Annotated in this window: 3 protein-coding genes; all 3 read left to right on the forward strand. The window is 43.1% G+C overall.

All coding sequences use genetic code 11. The annotated features are described in order from the left end of the window. Positions 1 to 246 precede the first annotated feature (246 nt). The 3 genes from HMPREF3036_RS01690 to HMPREF3036_RS11455 all read left to right on the forward strand — a co-directional run bounded on the left by HMPREF3036_RS01690 (position 247) and on the right by HMPREF3036_RS11455 (position 4,302). A complete protein-coding gene (locus HMPREF3036_RS01690; RefSeq protein WP_082897313.1) occupies positions 247 to 1,221 on the forward strand; it encodes a glycosyltransferase in 975 nt (324 codons plus the stop codon). Further along, positions 1,218 to 2,321, forward strand: coding sequence for a UDP-galactopyranose mutase (glf, locus tag HMPREF3036_RS01695; RefSeq protein WP_062331052.1), 1,104 nt, complete (start codon positions 1,218 to 1,220; stop codon positions 2,319 to 2,321). Before HMPREF3036_RS01690 ends, glf begins: the two co-directional genes overlap by 4 nt. 106 nt (positions 2,322 to 2,427) lie before the next feature. Further along, positions 2,428 to 4,302: a glycosyltransferase gene (locus tag HMPREF3036_RS11455; protein ID WP_082897314.1), complete on the forward strand. Its 1,875-nt coding sequence runs from the start codon at positions 2,428 to 2,430 to the stop codon at positions 4,300 to 4,302. Positions 4,303 to 4,624 lie beyond the last annotated feature (322 nt).

The raw sequence follows: 4,624 nt of genomic DNA on the forward strand, positions 1-4,624 counted from the left end.
AGATTGATAAGTTATTTCCTAACTATTCCTATGTTGGCGGAAATTGCAATCGTGCCAGTCCTACAGATTGCTGGTCGTCATCCTTCCCTCAGGTTCACGTTCCACGAAACCATTCAACCGAAGTTTGCTGTTTCATAATGATAGAGCAACCTCAAAAAGGTCGCATTTTGTCGTTATGCAACGGCGAACTTCGCCAAGATCGCCTGTCGAATTGTGTTTCAACTCTTTTATCGTAAAAGGATTGTTATGACCGCTTCGACAACACCAAAAATTTCAGTTTTGGTTCCTTGTTACAACGTAGCCCACTTTGTCGCCGAATGTCTCATGAGCCTCAAGGTGCAGACGCTGAACGACATTGAAGTCATCTGCTTGAATGATGGATCGACTGACAACACGCTCGCCCTCATCCGCGAAACGGTTGCCGATGATCCGCGTTTCCGGATTGTGGACAAGCCCAACAGCGGCTACGGCGCCACGATGAACCTCGGCTTGAAGATGGCCCGTGGCGAATATATCGGCATCGTCGAGTCCGATGACTTCGTTGAGAAGACGATGTTCGAAAAGCTCTACAGCGTCGCCGTCGAACATGAGCTAGACATTGCCCGATGCTGCTTCAACACCCTTTTGGACGGTCGTGTCAAACCGAACCGATGCCACTTCTTGCCAAAAGATTTAACGGTCGATCCGAAAGTAGCGGACAACGTCTTTCGTCATCCGCCCTCCATCTGGGCTGCGATCTATCGCAAAGACACGATCGAAAGAAACGGTATTAGATTTATGGAAACGCCAGGAGCCGCCTATCAGGACATTTCGTTTGCCTTCAAGACAACCTTGATGGCCAAACGCATTCGCTGCATTCCTGAGTGTCTCATCAACTATCGAATCCATGCGGGAAACTCCGTCAAGAAGGCGAGCAATCCGTTCATCGTGATGGAAGAGCTCGATGAGTGTATTCGTTACGCACGCTACCATCACACTGAAGACATCGTCAGCCGGGTCATGCTCGACATCGAATACGCTACCTTTAAATGGAACTACCTGAGGCTCCCGCAAGCTGAAGCTCACCGCTTCTTTGAAGCTTGGCTCAAACGATGGCAAAAGCATGCTGGCTACGGCCGCCCATTTGACGTCAGCCACTTGAACCGTTTTTTCCATTATCTAGCCGTGACACGCTTTCCTAACCAGTTTGAACAATACTTGTTAAAAAAATCTCAGTCATGAAATACGATTATTTGATTGTCGGTGCCGGCTTGTTCGGTGCTGTATTTGCTCACGAAGCCACGAAGCGCGGCAAGCGCTGTCTCGTCGTAGAAAAACGTGGCCACATCGCCGGCAACGTCTATACGGAAGAGGTTGAAGGCATTCAGGTTCACAAGTACGGTGCCCATATTTTCCATACGAGCAACGAAGAAGTCTGGCAGTACGTCCACCGATTTGCCAGCTTCAATCACTTCATCAACTCACCCGTTGCCAACTACAAGGGCAGGCTCTACAACCTTCCCTTCAATATGAACACCTTCTATCAAATGTGGGGCGTGAAAACACCCACTGAGGCCGCACAAAAGATTGAAGCGCAACGGAAAACAGCCGGCATCACAGAACCAAAGAATCTCGAAGAACAGGCCATCAGCCTTGTAGGCGAAGACATCTATCGCATCCTCATCAAGGGCTATACCGAAAAGCAATGGGGGCGCGACTGCCGTGATCTGCCCGCCTCCATCATTCGCCGCCTGCCGGTCCGCTTTACCTTCGACAACAACTACTTCCGAGATCGCTTCCAGGGCATCCCTGAAGAAGGCTACACTAGCATGGTCGAAAAGATGCTCGAGGGCATCGAAGTGCGGCTCAATACCGACTTTCTCAAACAGAAAGACGAATTCGAAGCCGTCGCTGACAAGGTGATCTTCACGGGTCCCATCGATGCCTACTTCGACTATGTCCACGGTGCGCTCAATTACCGCAGCGTCCGCTTTGAAACGGAGATTCTTCCGATCTCGAACTATCAGGGCGTTGCCGTCGTAAACTACAACGAGCGTGAAGTACCCTTCACCCGAATCATCGAGCACAAGCACTTCGCCTTTGGCACACAGGAGAAGACCGTCATTAGCCGCGAATATCCATCCGAATGGCAGCTAGGTGTTGAACCTTACTATCCGGTCAACGATGCACAGAACACGGCGCTCTACGAACGCTACAAGGCATTGGCTGACCTGCAGGATAAAGTTCGATTTGCCGGACGACTTGGCCAATACAAATATTTCGATATGGACAAAGTCATCGCTGAAGCCTTGACCTTTGTTCACGCGGAGTTCTCCGAGTGACACCTGGAAAGAGCAGTCACTAACTGGTTTTTTTTTGCCTAATATTGGATCGTACACAAACAAATAAGCAAAAGATAGTCCACAATTTTTCATACGCGAATAAACCATGCACAAAAATATTAAGATTTTAGTCGGATACCACAAACCTGCTTATCTGCTTAAAAATGAGGATAATATTTTTATCCCTATTCATCTTGGTAGTAAATTGTCAGGGACGCAAAATAAAGATGGCGTCATCTCTTCAAAAGATCAAAAATGGCTTGCTTATAACACTATCAGAGACGACACTGGAGATAATATCTCTGAGCGTAATCACGAATACTGCGAGTTAACAGGCCTATATTGGGCATGGAAAAATTATGACAAGATCGACAATCCGGATATTTTTGGTTTCATGCACTATAGACGTCAGTTCATACTCAGTTCAAATTATCAACGAAAGCATACAGCTGATTTCTGCCACTTAGTTCGTCGAGATTACCCTGGCGATAAATACGAATGTGAAATTGGATTAGATCTCATAAAATCTTTAGCGCTAAATAATAAAGTTTTCGTATGTTCGAATGAATTAGATATATCCCCCGGGGAGTATCATCGATCCCAACCATTTATTCAAAAGGAAGCTTATGATAGGGCTATAGATATTTTAAAAATTAACTATCCGGAAATATCTCATTTACTAGATAAATATCTCAATGGTTCTGTTCATTACTGGTCCAACATGTTTATTGCCGAGCGAAAAGTCTTTTTCGACCTTTGCGAATGGCTGTTCCCGAAACTTGATCTTGTTTATAAAAATATAGACATAACAAATTGGACCATATCTGAAAAACGATTCATTGGATATCTAGCCGAGAATTTATTTGGCGTCTATTGGGAAAGTTTAAAAATATCTGGGGTCACAGTTGAATCGCTCCCCGTATCTTTTTTAGACAATACAGACATAAAGGTTAATGTGCAACGAGGGAAAGCCAATGAAATCCCTATTGTCCTTTCTTCTAACAAACAATACATAAAATACGCAGCTGTAACAATTCAATCGATAGTAGAAAATTCAAATCCTCAGAACGCCTATCGAATTGTAATTCTCGAAAATGGCGTTGATGAGTCTTCGAAGAGGAAGATAAATGATATCATTTCCACAAGATCAAATTTCGAATTGGATTTTATTAACATTCGGCCTTACACCGCCCCATTTACCGAACTTTTCAGCTCAGGGAAAGCATTCCACTATTCTCCTGACATTTTCAATAGATATTTCATTCCTGAAATCCTGAAGGAATATGATAAGGCGATCTACTTGGATTGTGATATTGTTGTCACAAGTGACATTGCTGAACTTTACAATACGCAATTATCAAACTTTTCAATTGGAGCGGTAAAAGATATAGAACGTCGTCGCTGGTTAAAATTGGATGACAGAAAAGAATATATTAGAAATTTTGATTCGCAACTCGGCATTAAAGATTCATATCAATATTTCAACTCTGGCGTTTTAGTAATTAATATCAAGGACTGGATTCAAAATGAGAGATTCCAGCAAATTATTAAATTAACAAAAGCTACTAAATCAAATTCTACTAACTGGTATGGTGATCAAGATATCCTTAATGGAATATTTTATGGTAAAGTAAAATTTATAGATTACTCATGGAATGTCATGTGGGTTGTTGCCAATAGAATTTCTGATTGGACAACTCAACTTGATGCCGATAGTGTTGCAATCTATAAAAAATCTTTGGACGCCGCGAAAATCATACATTATTGCGATGGAGAAAAGCCCTGGAATTTTCCAGAATTGCCATTATCCTCTATTTGGTGGCGATATGCTAGAAAAACGCCGTTTTATGAAGAGTTTTTGTTTAATCTTATAAAGACATCAACTGCCAAATCGTCAGATATACAAAAATCCTCTCCAATAAAGTTTAAAAAAAAAACAGCAATGATCATGATTTATTTAAAGCAAGAATTAAGGTGTTGAAATTTAAGATTGCAAGAGTTTTTCGTAGGGGATTGAAGAGAATTCACTACAACGACAAAATCAGAATCTTATCTTCCGAAATTGCGGAATACACTCAATCAAAGAACGGCCGCTAGCCAATATATAGGACCAAAAATCTCGGACCGGTTGGCTGTATAACCAACCGGTTCCTTATTTCTTGAGGTTGCCGCGAGGTGAGAACCTAAGTTTCGCCACGTTTTCTGCCGAGTCGAACGTAACCACCCGATAGGGTGCTTACTCTGTAGGGTCCTAAAAGTCGTCGAAAGACCCCACGAAACCCTGTTGGGAGTAGGTCTTTCAA

The sequence above is a fragment of the Sutterella sp. KLE1602 genome (assembly GCF_001578585.1).
GTDB classification, from domain to species: Bacteria; Pseudomonadota; Gammaproteobacteria; order Burkholderiales; family Burkholderiaceae_F; genus Sutterella; species Sutterella wadsworthensis_A.

Bases quoted from the DNA above. Each gene is read 5' to 3' on its own strand.
- glf (WP_062331052.1), top strand. From the start codon at position 1,218: ATGAAATACGATTATTTGATTGTCGGTGCCGGCTTGTTCGGTGCTGTA.
- HMPREF3036_RS01690 (WP_082897313.1), top strand. From the start codon at position 247: ATGACCGCTTCGACAACACCAAAAATTTCAGTTTTGGTTCCTTGTTAC.
- HMPREF3036_RS11455 (WP_082897314.1), top strand. From the start codon at position 2,428: ATGCACAAAAATATTAAGATTTTAGTCGGATACCACAAACCTGCTTAT.